The organism is Deinococcus terrestris (genome assembly GCF_009377345.1).
In the GTDB taxonomy this organism is placed as follows: Bacteria; Deinococcota; Deinococci; order Deinococcales; family Deinococcaceae; genus Deinococcus; species Deinococcus terrestris.
This window is the reverse complement of sequence record NZ_WBSL01000001.1, coordinates 183,740-207,820: the sequence shown is the minus strand read 5'-3', so window position 1 is coordinate 207,820 and position 24,081 is coordinate 183,740. Positions and strand designations below refer to the sequence as shown.

26 protein-coding genes are annotated in these 24,081 nt (G+C 72.1%); 12 read left to right on the top strand and 14 right to left on the bottom strand.

The genetic code is table 11. The annotated features are described in order from the left end of the window. Positions 1-94: 94 nt before the first annotated feature. Complete coding sequence (locus F8S09_RS01075) at positions 95-799, top strand: spermine/spermidine synthase domain-containing protein (RefSeq protein WP_322618406.1); 705 nt, start codon at positions 95-97, stop codon at positions 797-799. On the opposite strand, the gene F8S09_RS01070 is transcribed toward F8S09_RS01075, so the two are convergent. Continuing rightward, on the bottom strand, positions 758-1,258 hold the full coding sequence (locus F8S09_RS01070; RefSeq protein ID WP_322618405.1) for an NUDIX hydrolase: 501 nt from the start codon (positions 1,256-1,258) through the stop codon (positions 758-760). The two genes, F8S09_RS01075 and F8S09_RS01070, sit on opposite strands and share 42 nt — an antisense overlap. 84 nt (positions 1,259-1,342) lie before the next feature. Here F8S09_RS01070 and F8S09_RS01065 point away from each other — a divergent pair, with 84 nt between their 5' ends. The 3 genes from F8S09_RS01065 (at position 1,343) to F8S09_RS01055 (ending at position 2,995) form a co-directional block, all read left to right on the top strand. Next, positions 1,343-1,897, top strand: a complete 555-nt coding sequence (locus tag F8S09_RS01065) for a chromate transporter (RefSeq protein WP_152868203.1) — start codon at positions 1,343-1,345, stop codon at positions 1,895-1,897. Then, positions 1,894-2,409, top strand: a complete 516-nt coding sequence (locus F8S09_RS01060; RefSeq protein ID WP_322618404.1) for a chromate transporter — start codon at positions 1,894-1,896, stop codon at positions 2,407-2,409. Before F8S09_RS01065 ends, F8S09_RS01060 begins: the two co-directional genes overlap by 4 nt. Positions 2,410-2,509: 100 nt before the next feature. Beyond that, the gene (locus tag F8S09_RS01055; RefSeq protein ID WP_152868201.1) at positions 2,510-2,995 is read left to right on the top strand and encodes a CAP domain-containing protein; all 486 of its coding nucleotides are present in this window, start codon (positions 2,510-2,512) and stop codon (positions 2,993-2,995) included. Between the two features lie 66 nt (positions 2,996-3,061). Here the strand turns inward: F8S09_RS01055 and F8S09_RS01050 are convergent, their stop codons facing one another. Further along, a complete protein-coding gene (locus tag F8S09_RS01050; protein WP_152868198.1) occupies positions 3,062-3,829 on the bottom strand; it encodes a 3-hydroxybutyrate dehydrogenase in 768 nt (255 codons plus the stop codon). 131 nt (positions 3,830-3,960) lie between these two features. Here F8S09_RS01050 and F8S09_RS01045 point away from each other — a divergent pair, with 131 nt between their 5' ends. Then, positions 3,961-4,563, top strand: a complete 603-nt coding sequence (locus tag F8S09_RS01045; protein WP_322618403.1) for a Rad52/Rad22 family DNA repair protein — start codon at positions 3,961-3,963, stop codon at positions 4,561-4,563. A 136-nt stretch (positions 4,564-4,699) separates the two neighbouring features. Here the strand turns inward: F8S09_RS01045 and F8S09_RS01040 are convergent, their stop codons facing one another. Both F8S09_RS01040 and F8S09_RS01035 read right to left on the bottom strand, forming a co-directional pair. Further along, positions 4,700-7,699, bottom strand: a complete 3,000-nt coding sequence (locus tag F8S09_RS01040; RefSeq protein WP_322618402.1) for a BTAD domain-containing putative transcriptional regulator — start codon at positions 7,697-7,699, stop codon at positions 4,700-4,702. A gap of 488 nt (positions 7,700-8,187) precedes the next feature. After that, positions 8,188-10,248, bottom strand: a complete 2,061-nt coding sequence (locus F8S09_RS01035; protein ID WP_152868194.1) for a M3 family metallopeptidase — start codon at positions 10,246-10,248, stop codon at positions 8,188-8,190. A gap of 86 nt (positions 10,249-10,334) precedes the next feature. On the opposite strand from F8S09_RS01035, the gene F8S09_RS01030 reads away from it, so the two are divergent. Next, complete coding sequence (locus F8S09_RS01030) at positions 10,335-11,303, top strand: GNAT family N-acetyltransferase (RefSeq protein ID WP_227978422.1); 969 nt, start codon at positions 10,335-10,337, stop codon at positions 11,301-11,303. Here F8S09_RS01030 and queA read toward each other — a convergent pair. From queA to F8S09_RS01015, 3 genes are all read right to left on the bottom strand, one after another. Continuing rightward, a complete protein-coding gene (queA, locus tag F8S09_RS01025) occupies positions 11,300-12,346 on the bottom strand; it encodes a tRNA preQ1(34) S-adenosylmethionine ribosyltransferase-isomerase QueA (protein ID WP_322618401.1) in 1,047 nt (348 codons plus the stop codon). The two genes, F8S09_RS01030 and queA, sit on opposite strands and share 4 nt — an antisense overlap. Further along, positions 12,333-12,890 (bottom strand): LabA-like NYN domain-containing protein, encoded by a 558-nt coding sequence (locus F8S09_RS01020; protein WP_152868190.1) that lies wholly within the window; start codon positions 12,888-12,890, stop codon positions 12,333-12,335. Before F8S09_RS01020 ends, queA begins: the two co-directional genes overlap by 14 nt. A gap of 107 nt (positions 12,891-12,997) precedes the next feature. Then, on the bottom strand, positions 12,998-13,180 hold the full coding sequence (locus F8S09_RS01015; RefSeq protein WP_152868188.1) for a hypothetical protein: 183 nt from the start codon (positions 13,178-13,180) through the stop codon (positions 12,998-13,000). Positions 13,181-13,220: 40 nt separating this feature from the next. Between F8S09_RS01015 and F8S09_RS01010 the strand changes: the two genes are divergently transcribed. From F8S09_RS01010 to F8S09_RS00995, 4 genes are all read left to right on the top strand, one after another. Next, positions 13,221-13,667, top strand: coding sequence for an HIT family protein (locus tag F8S09_RS01010; RefSeq protein WP_152868186.1), 447 nt, complete (start codon positions 13,221-13,223; stop codon positions 13,665-13,667). 44 nt (positions 13,668-13,711) lie between these two features. Next, entirely contained in the window at positions 13,712-14,989 is a 1,278-nt protein-coding gene (locus F8S09_RS01005; protein WP_152868184.1) for a PLP-dependent aminotransferase family protein, read from the top strand. A 68-nt stretch (positions 14,990-15,057) separates the two neighbouring features. Beyond that, the gene (locus F8S09_RS01000) at positions 15,058-15,543 is read left to right on the top strand and encodes a MarR family winged helix-turn-helix transcriptional regulator (protein ID WP_152868182.1); all 486 of its coding nucleotides are present in this window, start codon (positions 15,058-15,060) and stop codon (positions 15,541-15,543) included. Positions 15,544-15,608: 65 nt separating this feature from the next. Next, positions 15,609-17,258: a VOC family protein gene (locus tag F8S09_RS00995; protein WP_152868181.1), complete on the top strand. Its 1,650-nt coding sequence runs from the start codon at positions 15,609-15,611 to the stop codon at positions 17,256-17,258. Positions 17,259-17,308: 50 nt separating this feature from the next. Here F8S09_RS00995 and F8S09_RS00990 read toward each other — a convergent pair whose 3' ends face one another. The 3 genes from F8S09_RS00990 to F8S09_RS17540 are packed head-to-tail and all read right to left on the bottom strand — an operon-like array spanning position 17,309 to position 18,713. Next, on the bottom strand, positions 17,309-18,001 hold the full coding sequence (locus F8S09_RS00990) for a DUF2259 domain-containing protein (RefSeq protein WP_322618400.1): 693 nt from the start codon (positions 17,999-18,001) through the stop codon (positions 17,309-17,311). Positions 18,002-18,006: 5 nt separating this feature from the next. Beyond that, a complete protein-coding gene (locus F8S09_RS00985; protein WP_152868179.1) occupies positions 18,007-18,528 on the bottom strand; it encodes a hypothetical protein in 522 nt (173 codons plus the stop codon). 47 nt (positions 18,529-18,575) lie between these two features. Continuing rightward, positions 18,576-18,713, bottom strand: coding sequence for a hypothetical protein (locus tag F8S09_RS17540; protein ID WP_194165181.1), 138 nt, complete (start codon positions 18,711-18,713; stop codon positions 18,576-18,578). 128 nt (positions 18,714-18,841) lie between these two features. Here F8S09_RS17540 and F8S09_RS00980 point away from each other — a divergent pair, with 128 nt between their 5' ends. Then, positions 18,842-19,849, top strand: a complete 1,008-nt coding sequence (locus F8S09_RS00980; protein WP_152868177.1) for an FUSC family protein — start codon at positions 18,842-18,844, stop codon at positions 19,847-19,849. Positions 19,850-19,972: 123 nt separating this feature from the next. Here F8S09_RS00980 and F8S09_RS00975 read toward each other — a convergent pair whose 3' ends face one another. Next, on the bottom strand, positions 19,973-20,596 hold the full coding sequence (locus tag F8S09_RS00975; RefSeq protein WP_152869843.1) for a ComF family protein: 624 nt from the start codon (positions 20,594-20,596) through the stop codon (positions 19,973-19,975). 22 nt (positions 20,597-20,618) lie between these two features. Continuing rightward, entirely contained in the window at positions 20,619-21,161 is a 543-nt protein-coding gene (locus F8S09_RS00970; RefSeq protein ID WP_322618399.1) for a hypothetical protein, read from the bottom strand. Between the two features lie 215 nt (positions 21,162-21,376). Here F8S09_RS00970 and F8S09_RS00965 point away from each other — a divergent pair, with 215 nt between their 5' ends. Beyond that, a complete protein-coding gene (locus F8S09_RS00965; RefSeq protein ID WP_152868175.1) occupies positions 21,377-21,670 on the top strand; it encodes a hypothetical protein in 294 nt (97 codons plus the stop codon). 16 nt (positions 21,671-21,686) lie between these two features. Here the strand turns inward: F8S09_RS00965 and F8S09_RS00960 are convergent, their stop codons facing one another. Beyond that, positions 21,687-22,091 (bottom strand): hypothetical protein, encoded by a 405-nt coding sequence (locus F8S09_RS00960; RefSeq protein ID WP_152868173.1) that lies wholly within the window; start codon positions 22,089-22,091, stop codon positions 21,687-21,689. Between the two features lie 28 nt (positions 22,092-22,119). Beyond that, positions 22,120-24,048, bottom strand: a complete 1,929-nt coding sequence (locus tag F8S09_RS00955; RefSeq protein ID WP_152868172.1) for an endonuclease — start codon at positions 24,046-24,048, stop codon at positions 22,120-22,122. Between the last annotated feature and the right edge of the window lie 33 nt (positions 24,049-24,081).

Here is a 24,081-nt window from a genome sequence, read left to right as displayed (position 1 = left end):
GCTGACCCGCTACAGTCGGCCCCATGCGCCTTCCCCACCTCCCCTCCCCCGCCCAGGCCCCCGCGTGAAGCCCTGGGAGCTGTTAAGCCGAGCCGTGATTCCCGGCACCGACGGCGAGATGCGGCTCTCGCGGCGCGATGACGAGTTCTCCATTCACCTCAGCACCCAGACGAGCGAGCTGATGAACAGCCGCATGCATGCTTCGGAGGACGCGCTGGCAGACCTCGCGTGCGCGGCCATCGCGGGCCGGAGCAGGCCGCATGTGCTGGTGGGGGGCCTGGGCATGGGCTTCACGCTGGCGGCGGCGCTGCGGGGGGTGGGGCCGGGGGGTACGGTCACGGTGGCCGAACTCGTGCCAGAGGTGGTGGAGTGGAACCGGGGACCGCTGGGAGAGTGCGCTGGGAGGCCGCTGGACGACCCCCGGACCCGCGTCCATGTGGGCGACGTGGCCGAGCTGCTGCGTGGGGGCCACAGCACCTACGACGCCGTGCTACTGGACGTGGACAACGGCCCGGAGGGCTTTACCCATCACGGCAACAACTGGCTGTACTCGCCCGCTGGCCTGAGCGCCGCCCGGCTCGCGCTCAAGCCCGGCGGGATTCTCGCGGTGTGGTCGGCGAGCGGGGACAGCCGCTTTACCTCCCGGCTGAACCGTGCCGGATTCCGGGTGGACGTGCGGACCGCCCGCGCCCGCCCCGGCAAGGGGGCACACCACACCATCTGGCTGGCCCACGCGCCCGGACCCGGTGGGAGCCGTTCAGGGGCGGGCGGAGGCCGGAAGCGGTCCACGCGTCCGTAGCCACTCGGCCGCCCACGCACCAGGTTGCCCACGCATGAGCGGCAAATTGTCCGGGCCGAAAAAGGCCACCTCCACCCCCTCCACCCCGTCGGGGACGGGCGTGCCGTGCCAGTCGGTGACGAGATACACCGCCGTGTAGAAGTACGCCTCGTCGCCGTTGGAAAGCTGGCGGTACCCGGTCGTCAGGAGGTCCAACAACTCGGCACCGCCCACCTCCAGCCCGGTTTCCTCGCGGACCTCGCGGCGCATGGCCTCCAGCGGCGGCTCCCCGAGTTCGCACAGGCCGCCCGGCACCGCCCACACGTCCCGCCCGGCGAGGCGCTGGAGGAGGAGTTCGCCCCGCCCATTGAGCACGAGTCCAACGGCGCCCATCAGGTTGACGGGCCGGGTGCCGATCAGCGAGCGCAGGGCGGTGATGTAGTCGGGCGGGGCCGAGTTGGAGAGGGCAGGGTCGGTCACGATGGAGGCAGGCTAGCGCGGAGGAGGGACTGTTCCCGCCGCAGTCACGGGCAGAGGCGGGCGGCGTGGGCGTAGCCTCTGCCCATGACGCCGCTGGACAGCACCCCCACGCCCCTCGCCCTCGCGCGGCTGTTCGTGGGGGTCGCGTTGGCGGGCATCGGCGGGGGCCTGCCCGCGCACACCCGGCGGGCGCTGCTGGCGCGAGGCTGGATGACCGAGGAGGGGTTCGCGGAGACCTTCACGCTGGCGCAGCTCACGCCGGGGCCGAATGCGGCCAACCTCGCGGCGATGGTGGGGGCACGGCTCTCGGGGCGGCTGGGGGCGCTGACCAGCGTGGTGGGCGTGCTGACGCCGGGCCTAGTCGTCATGCTGGCGGTGAGCGTGCTGACGCTGGGGGGCACCGGGGACCTCTCTCCCACCCTGCAAAGTGCGCTGCGGGGAGCGGCGTGCGCGGCGCTGGCGGTGCTGCTGACCGCCGCGTTGCCGGTCGTGCGGGTGGGCTGGGGGGTGCGGGGCGGCCCGGCGGTGGTGGTCCTGACCTTCCTCGCGCTGGGAGTGCTGCGGCTGGACCTGCTGCCCGTGCTGCTGGCGATGGTGGGGGCCGGGCTGCTGCTGCACCGCCCCCGGAGGTCCGGGTGACCGAGCTGTGGGCGATGTTCCTGGCCTATGTGCGGCTGGGGCTGATCAGTTTCGGGGGCACCAATGTCGCGGAGATGGAGCGGGTGCTCGTGGGCGAGCAGGGCTGGATCGACGCGGGCACGCTGGCGAACGGCTTCGCGCTGGGGCAACTCATGCCGGGGCCGAACATGCTGGCGGTCACGCACTACGGGTATGCGGCCGCTGGGCTGGCCGGGGCGCTCGTCGCCACGCTGGGGTTCTACGGGCCGACGGCGCTGATCGGGGCGGTCGCGGCCCTGGCGTGGGAGCGGCACCGGGCCAACCCGTGGGTGGTGGCGTTCCGGCAAGCCCTCCTGCCCTTCGGAGGCGGCGTGGTGCTGGCAGGGGCGCTGGTGCTGGGACAGACGAGCGTCACGTCGTGGATGGGGGCGGGGGTGGCGGTTGCGGCATTCCTGTTGCTCTGGCGAACGCGGGTGAACAGCGCGGTGGTGGTGCTGGGAGCAGCGGTGGTCGGGGCGCTGTTGGGGTTGTGAAAGAGAGGGAGCCGCATGTCTCCTTACCATCCCGGCCCCTTGCCCGTCTGCCTGCTGTTTCACCCCGCCGCGTGAGGCCCCTCTTTATGCTGCCGCCATCATGCTTCGTGCCAAACTCACGATTGCGGCGGAGATGCTCGCGGCGCTGGCTTCCTTTTCGGCAGTAGCACAGTCTCCCGCCGAGGCGCAGGTGCTGGCGGGGCTGAATGCGGCGCGGGCGCAGGGGGTCACCTGCCCGGCCAGTGGGCGGCGGCCCGTCGCGGCGCCGCTGCTGCCCAGCCCGGCCCATGCCCTCGCCGCGCGAAATCAGGCGGGGTACATGAGCAGCCGCGCCGGGGTCACACACGCGGGGGCGGGGGGGACCACACCGCGCGTCCGGGCCGCGAGCGCGGGCGTGCAGGCGGTCAGCGTGACCGAGATCATCTATATGGGCACAGGTCCGCAAGCCGCCCTGAACTGGTGGCTGGCCTCGCCGCTGCACTGCGCGATTCTGACCGATGCCCGCTACACGCACGCGGGGGCCGCCGTGGTGCAGGGGTCACGCGGAACAGCGTATGTGGTGGTGCTGAGCAGCCAACCCAGGTAAGCAGATGGCCGAAGGCCAAGGCAACCACGGCCTTTTGCCATCTGCTATCTGCCATCCACCTATCCCCTACCGGGCTGTCCACCCCAGGTCAATGTCCAGCACCGCCCCGGTCATTCCCCAGGCGGCGGGGCTGACCACGTAGCTGGCGAGGGCGGCCACGTCCTCCGGCTCCAGCAGCCGTTTGATGGCGGCGGGTTCCAGCATCACCTTTTGCTCGACTTCCTCGGGGCTGAGGCCGCGCGTGCGGGCCTGGTCCGCGATCTGGCCCTCGACCAGCGGCGTGCGCACGTAGCCGGGGCAGATGGCGTTCACGGTGAGGCCCTGCTCGCCCGCCTCCAGCGCCGCCGTGCGCGTGAAGCCGATCACGCCGTGCTTGGCGCTGATATACGCGCTCTTGAAGGGACTGGCGACATGCCCGTGGATGCTCGCCACGTTCACGATGCGGCCCTGCCCGGAGCGGGTCAGGTGGCTCCAGGCGTACTTGCTGAGCAGGAAGGGCGCGGTCAGCATCACGTGCAGCATGGTGTCCCAGGTGTCTTCGGGAAAGTCGGGGATAGGATCGATGTGCTGAAAGCCTGCGTTGTTGACCAGCACGTCCAGCCCGCCCAGCGCCGCGACCGTCTCGTCCACGGCGCGGCGGCAGTCGGCCCGGCGCGAGAGGTCAGCGCCGATGAAGGTCAGACCGTGCTCCTGCGCGACCTCGCGGGCCTGCGGGCGGTCAAGGTCAAGGGCAGCCACCTTCAACCCGTCTTGCTGAAGCCGCCGGGCGATGGCGAGGCCGATGCCGCTGGTGCCGCCCGTGACGAGGGCGACGCGGGAGTCCTGATGGGTCATGCGCGGAGTGTAGTGGGAGGGCGTCACGACGCCGTTGCAGGTCAGGTGCCACCCAGAGCGGCGGACCCCGCCACCCGATGGCCCGGCCTTCTGTTCATGTCAGAACTACGACCATGCTTTAGGCTGTAGGCGTGACGTATCCACAGGTCAAGGATCTGCTCGCGGCCCCCTTTCCGGCGGCGCGGGTCGCCTGGAAGCCCCAGACGATCAGCCGGGACCGTTCCTCGGCGCTGATGGTGGCGTTCGTGGACGCGCGGACGGTGATGGAGCGGTTGGACGCCGTGTGTCCGGGCGAGTGGGCTTTTGACGTGAAGCTCTTTCCGGGGCAGCCGCCGACCGCCCGTGGGCGCCTGACCGTGCTGGGGCTGACCCGCAGCGATGTGGGCGAGGCGGGCGAGGGCGAGGCCGGAACCCTCAAGGCCGCCGCCTCGGACGCCCTGAAGCGCTGCGCCGTGCATTTCGGGGTGGGGCGCTACCTGTACGACCTGCCCCGGATGTGGGTCGCCTGGGACGAGGCCCGCCGCGCTCCCGTGGACCCGCCCCGGCTCCCCGACTGGGCGCTGCCCGAGGAGGAGCGCACGCCCGGCGCGGCCCACGTGCTCGGCGCACTGGAGGCCCTGCGAGCCGGACTCCCGCAGGACGTCGGGCGGCTGCGCGAGGTCTACCGCCACCTGCGGGCGGCGCTGGACGCAGCAGAGCGGGCGGAGGCCGCGCCTGAGTCGGCGGCAGGCTGAGGGTGGGTCGGCGCGACCCCGCCAGGCGCACATACGGTTGCCGTCCCATCCGTGACCGAATCGGGATGGCGCCGGTTCGGTCCCTCCTTTCCTGGCACCCGTTTTCCTTGCTCGCGCTCCCCGGTCGAAATTCGTATCAGGGGTCCTGCCCGGTCAGCGCCCGGTGCAGCGCGGCCGTCTCGGGGAGGGGAGTCAGGCCCAACTCGGCCAGCGCCGTCCGCAGGGCCGCGTAGGTGCGGGCGGCGGCGGCGGGGTGGGCGCGGGCGTGCCAGGCCCGCATCAGCGCACGGGCGGCGGGTTCAAAGGCGGGGTCCAGGGTCAGGGCACGTTCGGCCAGCCTCGCGGCGAGGTCGGGACTTCCGGCCCGCAGCGCGGCCTCGGCTTCCTCGCCCAGGGCCTCGGGGAGGCGGGCGGCGTAGCGTTCGGCCTCGGCCTGCACCGCGTCGAGGTCGCTGCCTGCCACCCCACCGGGCAGGGCGAGCAGCGCCAGGGCGCGGCCGGGCGTGCCGGGGGAGGCGTCCAGCCAGGCCCACGCCCCGTGCAGGTCCACCGTCAGGTCGGGGCCAGGAAGAAGCCGCAGCCAGTCGCCGCGCTCCAGGAAGGTGCCACTCGCCACCCCCTCCTCCAGCACCTGCCCCAGCGCGTGCAGGGTCACCCGGAAGTTGCGCTCGCCCACCTGCGGGTCGGCGTCGGGAAAGAGGGCCTCCTGCGCGGCCTCGCGGGGCAAGCCGCCCGGCGACACCGCCAGCAGCGTGAGCAGGTCGCGGGCGCGGGCGCGGCCCCACTCGCGGGCAGCACCACCGTCGCGGGTGACGGCCACGCGGCCCAGAACCTGCACCCTTACATCCACGCCGGGCAGCGCGTCGGGGCGGGGCAGGTCGGGGTAGCCCAGCGCCCGCGCCACGGGCCGCAACTCGGCCTGCCGCTCCGGGACCGCCGCCCCCAGCCGCGCCAGCACCGCCGCCCGTCCCGCCCGCGTGGGGACCGGGGACACCAGCGAACGCCGCGCGAGCAGGAAGGGGAAGTGGGCGACCGCGCCCGCCGCCGCCTCCGCGCCCTCCCCGGTCGCCGCGTACAGGGCGAGCGCCGCCGCCCCCGACCCGAAGCGGTCGCCGCAGGCCGCGAAGGTGGCGTGGGCCGCCTCCAGACCGGGCCGTGCTCCCGCCGCGTCTCCCCCCTGCCACCGGCCCAGGGCCGCCACCAGCCGGGTCAGCCCCGCCACGTAGCGGTCCCCGCCGACGCTGGCGAGGGCCGCTGCCTCGTGCGCCCCGGCCTCGGCCGCGTTCCCGGCGCGGCCTTCCAGGTAGGCGAGGCCGAGGCGGGGTTCGACCTGCAAGCGGGGCACCACGTCCTGCGCCAGGGCCAGGGCTGCCGTGTACGCCGCCCGCGCCGCGTCCTCCCGTCCGGCGATGGCCTCCGCATGCCCCAGCCGCGCCTGCGCGAGCGACTGCACGAAACGGCTTTCCAGCCGCTCGCCCTCGGCCAGGCCCTCGCGGGCGCGGCGGGCCGCCTCCTCCGGCTCCCCCAGCGCGGCGTGCAGGAAGGCGGCGAGGAGCAGCCCCTCGCGGTGGTTCTGCGCGGCCCGCGCCCCGCCCGCCTCGCCCCGCGCGGCCTCCAGCGCGAGGTCCAGTGCCCGCGCGAGGTCGCCGGAGCGCAGGGCGTAGCGGGCACCGTGGGCCAGGGCCGGAGCCAGCTCCAGCGCCCGCGCGAGGTCGCCCGCGTTGAGGTGGTTCTCGGCCCGCATCCGGGCAATTCGGGCCTGGGTGTCCTGATCGGGGGCCAGGGCCGCCGCCGTGTCCAGCGCTCCCCAGGCGTGCTCGGGCTGCACGGTGTCCAGCGCCACCTGCGCCTCTCCCAGTGCCCGCGCGAGGGGATCCGCCTGCGCATAGGCGGCCAGCGCCTCGGCATAGCGCGAGGAGAGCCGCCGGGCGTCGCCGCTCAGGGCGTGCAGGGCGGGCGTCCACGCCTCCCCCGGCAGCCGCGCCAGGCTGCGGCCCACCAGCGTGACCCGCCCCTGTTCCAGCCAGTGCCCGCCGAAGTGGGCGAGCAGTTCAGCGGCCCGCGCCGCATTCCCAGCCTGGAGGTGCGCCGCCAGCGCCCGCCGGGGCCGCCCGGTGCGCTCGAAGTACTCGGCCCCCCGCGCCGCGACCTCCCGCGCCTCGCCCGGCGAGAGCAGCCCGCGCAGGTGCGCCCGGAGCAGGGGGTGCGCCCGGTACGTCTCGCCCGTGCGGGTCAGGAAGGTGCCGCCACGCTCCAGCGCCCCCAGCAGGGTGGCGGCCTCGCGCACGTCCAGCACGGCTTCCAGCAGGCCCGGCGAGAGTTCCTCGAAGACGCTGCCCCGCGTCAGCAGCGTCCGCAGCGAGGGGTCCAGCGGCCCCAGCACCTCCTGCGCGAGATAGGTGAAGAGGGTCGCCAGTTGCGCCTCGCCGCCGTCCAGTTCTGCCAGCGCCGAGAGGGGCACCCGCCCCTGCGCCGCCGCCTGCGCCAGAAAGCGGGCCGCGATGGGCCACCCTTCGGTGACGGTATGCGCCAGCCGCACCTCCTCCGCGCTCGCCGTCACCCCCTGCGCGGCGAGCAGCGCTCCCAGTTCCTGCCGGGTAAAGGCGAGGTCGGGGGCGCTGAGGCGGCGCAAGTCGCCCTCCGCCTCCAGCCGGGTCAGGGCCGGATGCTCCAGCGGCAGCCGCGAGAGCAGCGCCACCCGCCCCCCCAGCAGTTCGCGCAGCACGTCCCCCGCCAGCGGCCCGGCGAGGTGCCCGGCCTCGTCCAGCACGAGCAGCGCTCCGGCCGCGTCCAGCACGTCCGCCACCCGCGCGGCCACCCGGCGGGGGGTGGCGCCCGCGTCCAGCAGCGCCCCCGGTTCCTCGCCGCCCGGCAGCCCGGCGACCGCCACCGCCAGCCCCGCCACGAACACCTGCGGGTCGGCGTCGTCCACGTCCAGCGTGAGCCACGCCGAGCGCCCCAGCTCGGGCAGGTGCGCCGCCAGCGCCGTCGTCTTGCCGTACCCGGCGGGAGCCACCACACTCAGCACCCGCGCCGAGTTCAGCAGCGAGAGCAGCCGGGGCCGCGCCACCGCGCCGCGCACCTGCGGAGGCCGCGCCCGCCGCGCGGAGGCGTGTTCGCGCCAGTCCAGGGTCACGGGGAGATGGTAGGGCATGGGAGGGAAAAGGGGGCGGGGGAAGGGAGATGGGGATGGTCGCACGCCCCCTCTCCTGCGGAGCTGTGCCAGTCTGCTTCGCAGCTTTGCAAGTCACCCCGTTGCTTCGCGGCTCTATGAGTCACCTGCGAGGAGCGAGGGGTCAATCGCCGTTCTCGCTAAAGCCCTCTTTTCCCTGTGTCTGCCGCCCGAAGCGTCCCCACCCAACGAGTCCACTTTCCAGGCAGACGAGCCGTTCGGCGCGTCAGCGCCGAGGCCTTCCAATTGGGCGGAAGGATGGCGTGGAGGGGGGAACGGGGGCGGGGCAAGCGGAGCCGACGATGGGGGGACGACCTTTGCCCAGCGCAGCGCCGCTCCCCCTGCCCCCTCGGGGGTAGGGGGCTGGGGGGTGGGGGCAAGACGGATCAAGACCCCCTGCCAACAAAAAAGACCCCCACCCGAAGGCAGAGGCCCAAAGCCAACAACGACGTTTAAGCCTCGACCAACCCACTCCGCCGCAGCAGCGCCTCCGCATCCGGGTCCCGCCCCATGAAATCCCGGTACAGCTCGGCCGCGTCCTTGCTGTTGCCCTTGCTCAGAATCGTGTCCACGTACGAGCGCCCCGTCTCCCGGTTGAAGATGCCCTCCTGCGCGAAACGGGAAAAGGCGTCGGCATCGAGCACTTCCGCCCACTTGTACGAGTAGTACCCCGCCCCGTACCCCACCGGGCTGGAAAACAGGTGCCCGAACTGCGCGATGCGGGCGTAATCCTCCGGCAGCGCGTAGGGGTAGAAGCGGGCCATGATGTCACGGGCAAAGGTGACCGGGTCGGCGCCCGGCGCGTCGGCATCGAAGGTGACGTGCAGTTCGAGGTCCACCGTGCCGAAGGAGAGCTGGCGCATGGTGGCGTTCGCGGCGCGGTAGTTGCGGGCGGCGACCAGCTTCTCGAACAGCTCGTCGGGCAGCCGCTCGCCGGTCTGGTAGTGGCGAGCAAAGAGGTCCAGCGCCTCGCGCTCCAGCACCCAGTTCTCCATGATCTGCGAGGGCAGCTCCACGAAGTCCCAGGCGACGCGGGTGCCGCTGAGCGAGCGAACCTCCACGTTCGACATCGCGTGGTGCAGCAGGTGGCCGAACTCGTGGAAGACCGTCTCGACCTCGCGCACCGAGAGCAGCGCGGGCGTATCGCCGCTGGGCGCGGTCATGTTGCCGCACATCAGGCCGAGGTGCGGCTCGACGCCGTCCTCGCGGGGGCCGCCGGTCAGGAAGGCATTCATCCACGCGCCCGCCCGCTTGGTGTCACGGGGGAACCAGTCGGTGTAGAAGGAGGCGAGGTGCGTGCCCCCCTCGTCGCGGATGTCGTAGTAGCGCACCTCGGGGTGCCAGCCGGGAGCCTCGGCCTCGGTCACCGTGATGCCGAAGACGCGGCGGCAGATTTCGAACAGGCCCGACAGCACGCTGTCCATGGCGAAGTAGGGCCGCAGCGCCTCCTCGTCGAAGGCGTACTTGGCCTGCCGCTGCTTTTCGGCCCAGTAGCCCACGTCCCAGGCTTCCAGGGCCGGGGCGTCACTTCCCACCTGCTCGCGGTAGAAGGCCTCCAGCTCGGCGTTCTCGCGCTCGTAGAAGGGGCGCACACGGGCTTCCATGTCGCGCTCGAAGGTCAGGGCGCGTTCGCCGCCGCCCGCCATGCGGTCTTCGAGCACATAGTCGGCAAAGTCGCGGAAGCCCAGCAGCCGGGCCTGTTCGCGCCGCAGCCGCAGAATCTCGCCAACGAGGGGGCGGTTGTCGCGGCCCTCCTGCGTGCCGACCGAGTTCTGCGCCAGCCACAGCTCGCGCCGCAGTTCGCGGTCGTCGGCGTAGGTCAGGATGGGTTCCAGGGTGGGCAGGTGCAGGGTCAGGCGGTGGCCTTCCTGGCCGTGCTTCTCGGCGTCGAGGCGGGTCGCCTCCTTCACGCGCTCGGGCACTCCGGCCAGCCGCTCGATGGGCACATAGAGGTCGAAAGCGGCGGTCGCGTCCAGCACGTTCTTGGAAAAGTCATTGGTAATCTGCGCCAGCCGGGTATTGACCTCCAGCAGCCGGGCCTTCTCCGCGTCGGGCAGATCGGCCCCCTGGCGGCGGAACTCGTCCAGCGTGAGCTTGAGGTGCCGCGCCCGCACGGGGTCGAGGCCACGCCCGGCGTCCGTTTCCGCGAAGCCCTTCAGCGCCGTCCACAGCCCTGGATGGAGGCTGAGATTGGTGTAGAACTCGGTCACCTTGGGCAGAATCGCCCGCTTGGCGGCCTGCCACTCGGGGCTGGTCACCACGCTGTCGAGGTGCCCGACGATCACGCGCACGGTGTCGAGCTGCTCGGTCAGCGTGTCGAGGTCGACCATGAAGTCGGCGTAGTCGCGCTCGCCTGCCCGCGCCAGCGTGTCCAGGCGCTCCCGCGTCTGCGCGAGCAGGGTGTCCACGGCAGGTTCGGCGTGCTCGGGGCGGATCTGGTCGAAGGGAATACGGAAGCCGACGTTCAGCAGCGGGTTGTCGCTCTGAACGGGCGCGGGGGGCGCTTGCGTCATGGGGGCAAGTATAGAGAGGCTGGCCGACCCGGCCCTGCGCCAAACGGCGGATGCGCGGACGCCCGGCACCTATGCTGTCCTGTCCTATGGAACGTGCCGCCCCGCCCACCCACCTCACCTTCCAGCCCGCCGATGCGGAAGCCTTCGCCGCCGCTGTCACCGCCGCGACCCCCGATACGCCCATCTCCGCCGCCGATCTGCACCGCCTCGACGCCGCCCGCGCTCCCGGCGAGCACCACACCCGGCGCCTCGCGTGGGAAGGCGGGGAGATCGTGGGCGCCCTGGAAACCGAGTTGCCCCGCATGGACAGCTTCGAGGGCTGGCTGCAACTCGTCATCCACACCCTGCGACCCGACGACGCGGTGCGGGAGGCGCTGTGGGCGGAAGGGCTGGCGACCGTCACGGCGGCGGGCGCTGAGGTAGCCGTCACCCGCGTGAAGGAGGACACCCCCGACCTCCCCTTCCTGCTCGCGCACGGCTGGCAGGAACACGACCGGATGTGGCCCTCGACCCTCGACCTGCGGGCGCTGGACTTCGCGGCCTTTGCGGATGAGGAGGCAAGGGTGCGGGAAGCCGGGTTCCGACTCCTCCCCCTGACCGACCTCGGCCCCTGGGATGAGGCGCAGCAGCGGCGGTATTACGACCTCACCATTGCCCTGCTGGCGGACGTGCCCAGCGCCCGACCCATTGAACCCTGGCCCTTCGAGGTGTGGCAGCGGCGGATTGGGAATGGCATTGAGCGTGAGGGCCTGTTCGTGGCCGTCGCCCCAGATGGCGAGTGGGTCGGCACCAGCCAACTGGCCCAGCCCCTCCCCGCCCGGCCCGGCACCCTGCACAACGGCCTGACCGGGGTGCTTCCCGCGTGGCGCGGGCATGGGCTGGGGCTGGCCCTCAAGCTGGCGGCGGCGCGGGCGGCCCTCGCGCGGGGTTACACCCACTCGCGCACCAGCAACCACACCGGCAATCGCCCCATGCTCGCCATCAACGGGCGGCTGGGATTTGTCCGGGAGGCAGCGACGGTCACGCTGATTCGGAGCCTGGACGGAGGCGGCTAGCCCTGATTCTCCAGCAGCATCGCGTCCCCCAGCGAGTAGAAGCGGTAGCCCTCCGCGAGCGCCACGTCATAGGCCGCCCGGATGCGTTCCTCTCCGGCAAAGGCGGCCACGAGCAGCAGCAGCGTGGAGCCGGGCAAGTGCAGGTTGGTGACGAGCAGGTCGGGCACCCGCACCCGCGTCCCCGGCGTGATGAAGATGCGGGTGTCCCCCTCGCCGGGGCGCACAGCGCCGTCCTCCTGGGCGCTGCTTTCCAAGGCGCGGACGGTGGTGGTGCCCACGGCGACCACCCGGCGGCCCTCCGCTTTGGCCCGGTTGATGGCCTCCGCCGTCGCCTGCCCGAGGGTGTAGCGCTCGGCGTGCATGACATGTTCAGCCACCGGCCCGGTAATCGGCTTGAAGGTGCCTGCCCCGACATGCAGGGTGACGGCCACGCGCTCAATGCCCCGCGCCTCCAGCCGCTCCAGCAACTCCGGCGTGAAGTGCAGGCCCGCCGTGGGCGCCGCCACGCTGCCCGGCTCGCGGGCGTAGACCGTTTGGTAGCGCTCGCGCCACGTCTCGTCCGAATCGCCCGCCGCGATGTAGGGGGGCAGGGGTAACCGCCCGATCTCGTCCAGATGGGGCTTGATGTCATGCTCGAACCGCAGCAGCCGGGCGCCGTCCTCCAGCACGCCGACAACCTCGGCCTTGTGCTCGCCCAGCCAGAGTTCGTTCCCGGCGCGTTTGGCGGGCTTGAGGTAGGCGGACCAGACGTTCGCCTCCTCCTCGCGCAGCAGCAGGACTTCAATCTGGCCGCCGCCCAGGCCATTCACCACGGGCTTGCGGGCCATCACACGGGCGGGAATCACCCGGCTCTCGTTGAAGACGAGGAGGTCGCCGGGCCGCAAGAGGTCAGGCAGCTCGCGGAAAACGTGGTGCTCGATTCCCTCCCCGACCGCCATCAACCGTGAGGAGTCTCGCGGTTCGGCCCCGGTCTGGGCAATGCGCGACTCGGGCAACTCGAAGTGCAGCCGGGCCAGAACGGCGTCGGGGTCAGGCCTCGTCACTGCTGGGCTTGGCTCCGTTCTTCTGGCGGGCAGGCATCAGCGCCCCGTCGAGGTCGGGCAGATGCGTGAAGCGGTCGGCGGCGTCGATCAGCTTCTGGGCGGTGTGCTCGCGGAAAGCGATCACCTCGACCCGCTTGCCGCGCTCCTGCAAGACCTCCACGATGTCGGTGAAGTCGCCGTCGCCACTGCCCAACACCACCACGTCGAGGTGGTCCATCAGCCGCACCATGTCGGCCACGATGCCCATGTCCCAGTTGCCCTCGTAGATCGCGCGGCCGTCCTGCGCGACGTGGTGCAGGGTCAGGTTCATGCGCCGCACCTTGTACCCCAGCGCCGAGAGCTTGTAGATGAAGGGCCGCGCGGTCGCCTCGCCCTCGCGCTCGACCGTGTACGAGATCGCGTGGACGAGTTCGCGCCCGGCGACGGCCTCGCGCAGGATCGTCTCGAAGTTGACGGTGCGCTCCAGCAGGTCGCGGGCCGAGTGGTAGAGGTTCTGGGTATCGATAAAAACGCCCACGCGGGGGCGGGATACGACGTACTGCATTGGAAGTCTCCTGTTGGGCACAGCCGGAAAAAGAGGGCGGGGGCAACGCTCCCCAACGTGGAGAGCCGCCGCAGGATAGGGCAAATCATTGAAGGCGTGCGCCCGGCTCAGCCCCGCGCGACCAGCCAACCCAGCATCAGCGCCAGCACGACGACCCCTCCCGCGACCGCGATAAAGGGCCGCCAAGACGCGCCCTTCTCAATGATTGGGAAGGCCGTCCAGCCCAGCAGGAACGCGAAGCCGCCGAGCAGGGCGGCCAGCATCAGACGCAGGGAGGAACGGAGATTCATGGGGCAGTGTAAGCCTGCTCCCCTGCCGGTAACGTGCGGCATGACGACCCCCTGCCTCCTCTGCTCGCCCACGCTCGGCCCGGTCATCGCTCAAGCGGAGCACTGGACGGTCGTGCTGAACCGCAACCAGAACTTGCTGGGCAAGCTGATGCTGGTGCTGCGCCGTCACGCCGAGGCCGTGCCTGACCTGCACCCGGAGGAGTGGGATGAACTGTATTCCGTGATGAGGCGGGCGACCGGGGCGCTGGGAACTGTGTTCGCGCCCGCACATTTCAATTACGCCTTCCTGCAAAACCAGGACCGCCACATTCACCTGCACGTCATTCCGCGCTACAGCGGACCGAGAGAGTTCGCGGGGCAAACCTTCACGGACCCGGATTACCCGGCCCATTACGCCGTCCCCGCCCCGGTGCTACCTCTGGCGCCGGAGGACAGCGAGGCACTGGCCGAACAGCTCAGGCAGGCTTACGCGGGACTGGCCTCCTAACCAACCCCCTCCCCTCCCCGGCCCCGCGCGGGTAACGTGGGGGCATGACCAAGCACGCCACCTCCCCGGCATTGGAGCAGGCCCGCGCCGCCTATGACGCCTTCCGGGCACGGGGCCTGAAGCTCAACATGCAGCGCGGCCAGCCCTCCGACGCCGACTTCGACCTCTCCAACGGCCTGCTCACCGCGCTGGGCGAGGAGGACGTGAAGATGGATGGCCTCGACCTGCGGAACTACCCCGGCGGGGCCACCGGCCTGCCCTCGGCGCGGGCGCTGTTCGCCGGGTACCTCGACCTCAAGGCCGAGAACCTGGTCGTGTGGAACAACTCCAGCCTGGAACTCCAGGGGCTGGTGCTGACCTTTGCGCTGCTGCACGGGCTGCGCGGCTCTGAGGGGGGCTGGATTCACGAGCGTCCCAAGATGATCGTGACGGTGCCCGGCTACGACCGTCACTTCCAGCTCCTCGAAACGCTGGGGTTCGAAATGCTCCCGGTGGACATGCAGCCCGACGGCCCCGACGTGGAAGCCATCGAGCGGCTGGCGGCGGGGGACCCCTCGGTCAAGGGCGTGCTGTTCGTGCCGACCTACTCCAACCCCGGCGGCGAGAGCATCAGCGCGGACAAGGCGCGGCGGCTGATGGCGGTGCGGGCAGCGGCTCCCGATTTCACGGTCTTCGCGGACGACGCTTACCGGGCGCACCACCTCTCCGATACCGAGCGCGACGAGCCGGTCAATCTGATCACGCTGGCGCGGGACGCCGGGCACCCCGACCGCGCCTTCGTCTTCGCCTCCACGTCCAAGATCACCTTCGCCAGCGCGGGGCTGGGCTTCGTGGGCAGCAGTGAGGACAACGTGAAGTGGCTGTCGGGCTACCTCAACGCCCAGAGCATCGGCCCCAACAAGGTCGAGCAGGCGCGGCACGTCCGGTTTCTGGAGGGCTACCCCGGTGGGCTGGAAGGGCTAATGCAGGCCCACGCCCGCCTGATCGCGCCCAAGTTCCGCGCCGTGGACGAGGTGCTGCGGGCCGAGCTGGGCAGCGGGGGCGAGTACGCGACGTGGCGGATGCCGCGCGGGGGGTACTTCATCAGCCTGGATACCGCCGAGCCCGTCGCGGCGCGGGTGGTCGAGCTGGCGGACGCGGCCGGGGTCAGCCTCACGCCCGCCGGGGCGACCTATCCGGGCGGGCAGGACCCCACCGGGCGCAACCTGCGCCTCGCGCCGACGCGCCCCCCGCTGGAGGAGGTCCGGGTGGCGATGCAGGGCCTCGCGGCGTGCGTGCGGCTGGCGACCGAGGAGCGCCGCGCGGCGGGCGAGCCCTCCTGACGGTGGGCTGGGCGCCGGGGGCACCTCCCCTTGCCCCCGGCGCCCCCATGCCCGACCATGGCGGGGAGATGCCCACCCGTTATGCCGGAACCCCCGAAGACCGCGCCGCGCTCGACGCCTACATCAAGCTGTGGCGGGCCGCGCACGCGGCCGAGGCGACGGCTCACCGGCACCTCGCGGAGCACGGGCTGACGGTGAGCCAGTTCGGGGTTCTCGAAGCCCTGTACCACCTCGGGCCGCTGAGCCAGCGCCAGCTTGCCGAAAAGATTCTGCGCTCGAGCGGCAACCTCACGCTGGTGATCGACAACCTCGAGCGCGATGGGCTGGTGCGGCGCGAGCGCGATGCCCACGACCGCCGGGTGACCAACGTCTTCCTGACCGGGGAGGGTGAGGCCCTGATCACGCGGGTGCTGCCGGGACACGTCCGCAGCATACGCGAGGTCTTCGCCGGGCTGACCCCCGACGAACTCGGCCAACTTGCGGCTCTCTCCCGCAAGCTGGGACGGTCGCTGATGGGCGAGGCGGCCGAACTGACGCCGACGGCCCGGCGCTGATCCTCTCCCGGCCTCAATCTGGCTCGCACCACCCAAAATCGTTCAACATTGAACTATACTGGGGCATGACGACGTTCTCTCCCATTCCAGGCACCACCCCCGTGCAGGGTCTGCACCACGTCACGGTGATGGCCTCCGACCCGCAGCGCAACATCGACTTCTACTCGCAGACGCTGGGGCAGCGGCTGGTCAAGGTGACGGTCAATTTCGACGACCCCGGCACCTACCACTTCTACTACGGCGACCTGACCGGGCAGCCGGGCACGATCATGACCCACTTTCCCTGGCCGGGCGCGAAAAAGGGCGTGCGCGGCAACGGCGAGGTGGTGGCGACCGCCTACAGCGCCCCGCGCGGGAGCGACGGCTACTGGGAGGCCCGCTTGCGCGAGCAGGGCTTCGCGCCGACCCGCTCCGAACGCTTCGGGCAGCCCGTCCTGACGGTCGAAGACCCCGACGGCACCTGGGTCGAACTGGTGTTCGAGGACGGCCAGCCCGTCGAACCCTGGCCCGCCAGCCCGGTCCCCGCCGAACACGAGCTGCGCGGCTTCCACTCGGTGACCGCGTGGGTGCGTGACACGGGCGCGGTGCGCGAGTTGCTGGTGGGGCACCTGGGCTTCACGGAGGCCGGAAGCGAGGCCGACCCCGAGGGCACGCGCACCCGCTTCCGGGGCAGCGGCGACGGCGTGGGCCTCTACGTGGACGTGGTGGAGCGGCCCGGAAAGCCGCGCGGCACCTTCGGCGCGGGCAGCATTCACCACGTCGCCCTGCGGACTCGCGACGACGCTGAGCAGGAGGCGTACCTGACAGGGCTGACCGAGGTGGGCTACCGCCCCACGCCCGTGCAGGACCGCCAGTATTTCCACTCCATCTACTTCCGCGAGCCGAACGGCGTGCTGTTCGAGATCGCCACCGACGCGCCCGGATTCCCCGACGACGAGGCGGTGGAGGAACTCGGCAAGCACCTCAAGCTCCCCGCCTGGTACGAGGACCGCCGCGCGACCATTGAGGCCCACGTCCCGAAGATCGTGAACCGCGAGTACGGAAATACGCTGGGCTCTCGCGACCTGAGCGCCGCCGCGCCCGTCACGGAGTCGGGAGAATCCGGCATCGAGGTGCACACCGCCGGGCGGCCCCTTGGGGAAGCGCGGGTGGCGGCGGTGCTGCTGCACGGGCGGGGGGGAACGGCCCCGGACATCCTGAGCCTCGCGGACGAGCTGAACCTGAGCGCCTTCGCGTACCTCGCCCCGCAGGCGCCGGGGAACACGTGGTATCCGCTGTCCTTCCTGGCCCCGGTGGAGAAGAACCAGCCCCACCTCGACCGGGCGCTGGCGACGGTGGACGCGGTGCTGACCGAGCTGGAGGCGCAGGGCATCCCGCCGCAGAACGTGGTGCTGGGCGGCTTCTCGCAGGGGGCGTGCCTCGCGCTGGAATACGCCAGCCGCTCCGGGCGACCCCTGGGCGGCGTGGTGGCCCTCAGCGGCGGCCTGATCACGCTCGACCAGTCCGGCGACCTGTCAGGCACCCCGGTCTTTATGGGCGTGGCACCCGACGACGCCCACATCCCCCTCTCGCGCTTTCAGGAAAGCGCCGCACACCTGCGCTCGCGGGGAGCGGCGGTGGACGACCGGGTGTATCCGGGCCTGGGCCACTCCATCAACAAGGACGAACTGGACGCGGTGCGGGCGATCATGCAACGGGTGGCGGGACAGGTGTAAGGGAGAGGGGGCGCGGGAGAAGACACTCCGCGCCCCCTCTCTCCCTGCCCCTACCGCAGCCGCGCCGCCACCGGCACCACGTCCGCATTCGGCCCCTCGAAGCCCGGTGTGTAGGCCCGCACGATGAACACGGCGCGGTTGCCCTGCACGTAAGCCCGGTCGAGGGCGTAGCGGGCGGCGCACTCGCGCCCCGGCGGCAACGTGCGGTCACTGTGGATGACCTGATCGCGCACGGTCAGGGTGAATCCGGCAGGCCCTTCCCCGGTCGGCAACATCTCTCCCCAGCGGCAGCTCGATCCCACCGGGCGCACGCTGAGGCTGACGGGAACCGGGACGCTCCAGAGCCGAATGGGCCGAATCAGGGCCGTCCCCGCCCCCACCCCCTCGGTCCAGACCGGGGCCATCACCGGGAAGGTCCGGGCATAGACGGGCCGGGCCACCCGCGCGGGATTCAGGGCGTGCAGCCGCAGCACTCCGGCCTCCTGCCGCAGCAGCCGGGCCACGACCGGGGCGGGGTCGGGCGAGTCCGCCTGGGCCTGGACGCGGCGCAGCACCGCCCCCGTGGTCGTGCTGAGCACCCACAGCCGGGCCGTTCCGAAGCCGCTGCCGTCCAGACTCCCGGCCTCCACGACGAGGGCGCGGGTGCCGTCGGGGGAAAAGGCGACCCGCTCCACATCCAGGCGGTTGCCCGCCCCGGCCATGCCCAGCAGCGCCAAGCCCAGACACGCCAGCAGGCGGCGCACCCCGGTCACCGGAAGCGCACGGTGCCCAGCACCCGCTTGAAGAGGGCGTCACTCTTCGCGAAGCGGGAGGCGCTGTCCGTGACCTGGAAGGAATAGAGGTTCTTCGCGCCGTTGCCGAACCACACCCGCATCCGCAACTCACCGCCGCTGTGCCCCAGGGCGTAAACGCGCTCGGCACCGCGCACCCCGCCGTAGGTGCTGTTCTTGCCGCCGATGAGGCGGAGGCTTCCGCCCGACCCCTTCACGCCCGCCTCGAAGTTGCGGAATTCGGTGCCGAGGTCGGCGTTCTTGCCGCCCTTGTTCAGAAATAGGAAGCGCATCAGGGTGGCGGGTGGCTTTTGCGCCGACACCACGCTGACACCCTGGGCACCGTCTTCAGCCTTGAAGCCGTACCAGTTTTTAGGCAGTTGCAGGGTAAAGGGCAGGCGCTTGTCGTCAAGGACGGTGAGGGGCTGGGCCGTAAGGGTTTGGGCCGCCGCCGCACCGGGCAGACTGACGGCGAGGGCAAGGAGCAAGGCACGCTTCATGCCGTCAGCGTAAGGGGCCAAGGTGAGCGCCGCGCCCGTGGGGAGCATCAGGAATCCTTCTTGTTTGTCTTGCCGCCGCCGCTCTCGTCGTCGGCGCTGGGCTTGTTGCCGCCGGGGTTGCGCTTGCCCTGGCCGTTGCCCTCGCTGGAGGTGCGGTGGTCCTTCGGATCGGTGTTGCGGGTCATGCCCCACGGTGAGGGCTGGGAGCGGGAGGCGGGTGAGGACCGGCCCGAGACGCGCCCCGGGGCCGTACACTGTCCCGTTGTTGCCTGGTGAAACAGGGGGCCACCGGGCTTCCGGAGGTGCGCGACCCATGATCCGTGAACTGCTGAGGCTGGGTCCGGCCCAGCGCGACCACCTGCCTGCCGGGCGCATCGCCCTGGGAGTGGCGGTGCCGCTGCTGACCCTGCTGTGGTGGGGACGGCTGGACCTGAGCATCTACGCGTCCTTTGCGGCCTTTACGGGCATCTATGCCCGGCACGAACCGCTGGGCACGCGGCTGCGGCACCAGAGCACGAGCGCGGCGCTGCTGCTGGCCTGCGAGGCCCTGGGGATCTGGCTGGCCCAGACGGGCACCGGTCCCTGGGGGGTGACGCTGGCGGGTGCCCTGGTGTCGGGGGTGGGGGCGGTCCTTGCCGCCGCGCTGGGGTTGCGCCCGGCGGGGTCGCTGTTTTTCGTGTTCGCCGTGACCAGCATCGCGGGCCTGTCGCGCCCCGCTCCCTTCGGGGAGGCGCTCGGCGTGGCCGCCGCCACCGCTGTGTTCTGCCTGGGGCTGGGCGTGCTGGGGGCGCTGCTCTCCGAGCGGGTCCGCCCCGACGAACTCCAGCCGCCGTCCCCCAGCCCGCTGGACGAGGCCGGACTGAGCTGGCACAGCCTGCGGCACGTTCTGGCAGCAGGACTGGGTGGCGCGGCGGGCCTACTCTCCCCCTTCGGGCACAGCGCGTGGGCGATGGTGGCGGCCGTGGCGCCGATTTCCGCGCAGGACCACCGGGGCCGGGTGCAGCGGGGCCTGCACCGCATCGTGGGCACGCTGGGCGGCGTCGGGGTGGCGGCGGTGGTGCTGGCGCTTCCGCCGAGTCCCTGGCTGCTGGTCGGGCTGATCGTGGTGCTGCAATTCCTGGCCGAGGTGTTCGTCACCCGCAACTACAGCGTGTCCCTGCTGTTTGTCACGCCGCTGGCCCTGCTCATGACCCAGCTCACCCAACCGGGGGACCCGGCGGCACTGCTCACCGCCCGCGCGGCCGAAACAGTGCTCGGGGCACTTATCGGCCTGGCCGTGGTGGTGCTCGTGCGCTCGGGGGCCGAGCGCCGGGACGGCTAGGGGGCGCGGGTGGCCTCTGCCCACTCCCCGCTGCGGACCCCGGCGCCTCCCTGCTGAACGCCATGCTTTGCCTGCTCGCTCGGGTGCCGCGGGTATGGCGCCGCTGCTCCACCGAAATCCGGATCAGCGGGCAACGGCCGCGAAGTAGACCGGCCCCGCGCCCGCCGCGTGCAAGGCGTCGCGGCAGGCGATCAGGGTAGCCCCGGTGGTGAGCACGTCGTCGAGCAGGAGGACCGGACCAGTGGGCAGCCGCCGCATGTCGGCCCGGAACGCTCCGGCGAGGTTGGCCCCGCGCTCGGCCGCGTGCAGCCGGGCCTGCTGGGCGGTGGCACGGGTGCGGCGCAGCGCCGGAACGCAGGGCACCCCCAGTTCGGCGGCGACTGCCTGCCCCAGCAACTCGGCCTGATTGAAGCCGCGTTCGCGCTCGCGGGAGGAATGGAGTGGGACGGGAACGACCGCCCGCACTCCCCACTCCGGCGGCACGCCCGCCGCCAACCTCTCCCCCAGCGCCCCCGCGAGGTCCCGCGCTCCGCCGAACTTGAGCGCCCGCACGCCCCGGCGGGTGACGCCCCGGTACGGCCCCAGGGTGACGAGGTGGGGCGTGGGCCGGGACGAGAGGGGCGAATGTGTCTCCACACGCGGCGTCAGCGCGGCGCGGCAGGCCCGGCACAGCCCGCGCTCGCGGCCCAGTTGGGCCTCGCAGCCGGGGCAGGGGCGGGGCAGCAGCGTCCGCAGCAGGTCGCCCAGCCCCGTCACCCGGTCCTCCGCGTCATCCGGCCTGCCCCAACCGGGCGAGTTCGTCCACGAACAGGGGCGGCGTGGTCGCCTCCACCCGTGCCCAGACGCCCGCGAGCGCGTCGGGGTCGAGCATGGGGGCGGCCAGGGTCAGGCAGCTCAGGTGGTGGGCGCACACCAGCCGCACGCCCGTCTCGCCCAGCCGCTCGCGCTCCTCCGGGCTGAGCAGGTCGGCAAAGGCGTGGGGATCACCCAGCGCCGGATGTCCGCCCTGCCGCAGCGCCGCCCGCAGAAAGGCGGCCACCTCCGCCGGATTGAGCCAGAAGCCGAACATCAGCTCGCCGGACAGCGCGTCGAGTTTGCCCATCCCCCCCGGCGGCAGCTCACCACGCACCAGCCGCCGGGCGAGGTCCTGCCGCTCAATGCGCCGCGCCGCGTAGCCCGCTAGCGTGAGCACCTCTCCGGCCGGGGCCACCCGCCCCCCGACCGCCCGGCGCAGGCGGTGGGCCAGGACATAGCCCTGGTACTCGCGCAGCATCTCCGGCACGCCGCCCGTCGCGGAATGGGGTGGGGTCACCGCGCCATTGTGCCGTCCCGCCCTCCCGCCCGACCGTGAGCCAGACTGCGGCCCGGTCAGGCCACGGGACAAAGGCCACTCGCCCGCCCCCACGTCCGCCGGTACCCTGGGGGGGTACCCCAGCGTCGTGGCCTGCCCCGGCCATCCGCCCCCCACCGCGTGGCCCCATGCGGCGGGCGACTTCTCTCCCCTTTTTCCTGGAGCGTGATTCCACAATGCAGCTTGTCCGGCAGGCCCACCCCTTCGAGTACCGCGACCACCACGGCGTCGACCGCCTGGGAAGCGCCGACCTGTGGCGCAGCCGGAGCGGAGATCGGGCGGTGCTGGTCTTGCACGGCCTGCCCCCGGCCGAGGCCGAGGCCCACGGCGTGCGGGCGCTGCGGACGCTCGACACCACCCTGCTGCCCTACCTGCTGCGGCCCGACGTGAGGCTAAACGTCTTCGTGCTGCAACAGGAGTCTGACGGCACCGTGAAGGCGCGGGCGCTGGTGCTGCCGCTGAGTGCCTGACGGCGGCCGGACGCCCTCACTCCAGCACGTACTTCACGCCTTCCTCAAACAGCACCCGCGCCACCTCGGTGCGGGGCAGTACCACGTTACGCCGCCAGGGCACCCACTCGGTCTGCCCGGTAGACGAACGCAGGTAGCCGTGCAGGCCGACCTCCACGGTGCGGGCCTCGCCGTGCAGCCAGGCGGCCAGCACCGTCCGCAAGGCGTCGGGGTCGCGCAGGGGACCGGTCAGGCGGGCCGACGGCACCGGAGCGCCGGGCTGGTCGTGCCGGGCATAGAGGTCCACCGTAAAGCCCTCGGCGGCGGCGAGCACCGCGAGCGCCTGCTCGCGCGGCAGAGCCTGGGCAAAAGCGACGTGCAGGTCGAGGTCGAAACCGCGCACGCCCTTATCGGTGCGGCTGGAGGTGGGGGGACGGGTCATGGGGGTAGGGTAGCGGGTCGGCGTCCCCTCAGCGCCCCAGCCCCTCGCTCCAGGCCACTTCCTCCGCCCACTCCGGGTGGTCGATCAGGGGGTTGCGGTTGCCCTGCTTCTCGAAGATGGCCGCGTTGCGGTGGCGCTCCCAGTCGCCGGGCGGGTCGGCCGCGTGCCAGCCCAGCAGGGTTGCCAGGTGCCGCTCCGAATACTGGCGCACCACGCCGGGGTAGCGCAGCAGGAAATAGAGGGTCGCGCGGGCCGCCGCCCCCTTCCCGTGCGCGGGCTCGAACTCGCCGGGCTCGCGTCGCCCGCAGTCGCTTCTCAGGGCCTCGCCGTAATCTGGAAAGTCGAAGTAAGGGGTATTGCCCCGGAAGGAATTACAGTCCGGCTCGCACGCGAAGAGGTGGTGCAGGTCCCCGCGCATGGGCTGGCGCTTGCCGAACCACGACTGCGGCACTACATGCTCGCAGTTGTAGGGCAGCGCGGCCTCCAGCGCCTCCGCGTCCAGCCCTTCGCGGGCAGCCAGAACCAGGCGGCGCTCCTGGGTGGCGCGGTCGGCGGCGATGAACTCCTCGGGCGCGTGCTCGCGGGCCGAGTAGAGGCTGCGCAACTTCCCGTCCGGCCAGAGGTCCACCCAGGGGTAGAGTTCGTCGGCGGGGTCGTAGCCCACCGTGCGCGTGTGGGTGCGCGTCACGAGGTCGGAGAGGGCCTGAAAGCGGGCCTGGGGAGTGCCGCCCTTCGGCAGACCCGCGTAGTACGCCGCCGCCTTCTCCACATCCGCCGGGTCGAGGTAGGGGCGGGAGGGAGTGGGCGCCGGGCCACTCTCCTCCCCACCGCCGACGCGCAGCCGCAGGGTGACGGGCACGGTCGCCACCCCATCCGCCCCCACCGTCACGCGACCGAGGTCGAAGACGGGCGCGTCCCCGGCGCTCTGCCGTTCGGTCGCCACCGAGGGCCGCTGCGCCGAGAGCACGCCCGCGAGCAGGGGACTGGCGGCGCCCTCTGCCCGTGCCCGCAGGTCCTCCACGATGCGGCTGATCCGCACGCCCTCGTTGGCGATCCAGTCGATCAGCGTGTCCGGGTCGCCGGGCTGCACGGGCTGGCCGTCGCGCCGCAGGGTCCGGCCCTGGGCATCCTTGCGCGGCACGCCGCTGTGGTGCAGGGCCACGACCTCCCAGGCGTCGTTGAAGACGGGGCTGCCGCTCGACCCCGGCGCGGTGTCCGTCTCATAGTGCAGGAAGTCGGGCAGCAGGTCCACGAGGCGGTTTTCACGCAGGGCGATCTGCTTGGGTTCGCCGGAGGGGTGCTGAATGATGCTCAGCGCCTCGCCCACCAGTACCTTCCCCACGCTGCCGAACAGGGGCAGCCACCCGAAGGCCGACGTGTCGCCACCCACCGCGACGAGCGAGTAGTCCAGTGCCTCCGAGGTCAGAAAGAGCGTGTCGGGGTCGAGGTTCAGCGTCACCCGGTCGCGCAGGGTGCCGTCGGATCGCAGCTCGTAGTCGAACTCGATGACGGCGGTTCGGGCCGAGGCCGCGTCCTCCAGCACATGGTTGTTGGTGAGCAGGGCACCGGGGCCGCACAGCCAGCCCGTGCCGTAGCCCCGCGTCCGCCCCCGGCTGTCGCGCAGCACGACGCGCCCCACCGCCCGCGACGCCGACCGCGCGAGGTCGAGGTAAGCCACGCCGACGAGGTTGTTCGCCCCCAGCACCCGCTCCAGCGGCAGCCGCGTGTCCTCGGGGAGCCGCGCGGCGACCGCCAGCCCGTCGGCCTGCCCTTCTGCCACCGCCCGCGCCTCGGGCAGGGGCACGCCCAGGCGGGCCAAGCGGGCCTCGACCCGCGGTTCCGTGTCGGCCTTGATCGGGCCGCCCACGCTCAGCCGCTCCAGGGTCTGTGCCCGCTCGGGGTCACGGCGGATATAGCGGGCCTGCGTCTCTTCGAGCAGCTCACGCGGAATGTCCATGCGGGTCAGGGTAACGGGTGGGAGTGAGGGCGG